At 53.8% G+C, this 314-nt stretch carries 1 pseudogene; it reads left to right on the top strand.

The window, feature by feature from the left end:
- A pseudogene (locus tag ACTBDZ_RS18395) lies at nt 1-307 on the top strand (phage recombination protein Bet); the annotation flags it as partial.
- Nucleotides 308-314: the final 7 nt, after the last annotated feature.

The raw sequence follows: 314 nt of genomic DNA, 5'->3' as shown, positions 1-314 counted from the left end.
ACTTATTCAGTGCGCGCGCATGGCATTTGGCTTCGCTGGCATTTACGACAGTGACGAGGCGGAGCGGATTATAGAAAGCACGCCAGCAAGTGTTGTTGCTGGACAAGAGACGGATGAGCGCCGCCCTGCACTCATTGCCAGGTGCGAAGAGGCAGCACAGCTAAGCATGGAAGTCTTCGCTGAAACGTGGAAGAGCCTCACGCAGGAAGAGCGCCAGATTATCGGCAATGCAGAGAAGGAGCGCATCAAAAAAAGCATTCCCGTCGATGCAGAATATAGCGAGGTGGATCATGCAACAGCGCAGTGATGAATGG

It is taken from the genome of Symbiopectobacterium sp. (assembly GCF_051710365.1).
Taxonomy (GTDB): domain Bacteria; phylum Pseudomonadota; class Gammaproteobacteria; order Enterobacterales; family Enterobacteriaceae; genus Symbiopectobacterium.
The sequence above is the reverse complement of the archived record's forward strand: the minus strand, read 5'-3'. Positions and strand labels throughout refer to the sequence as shown.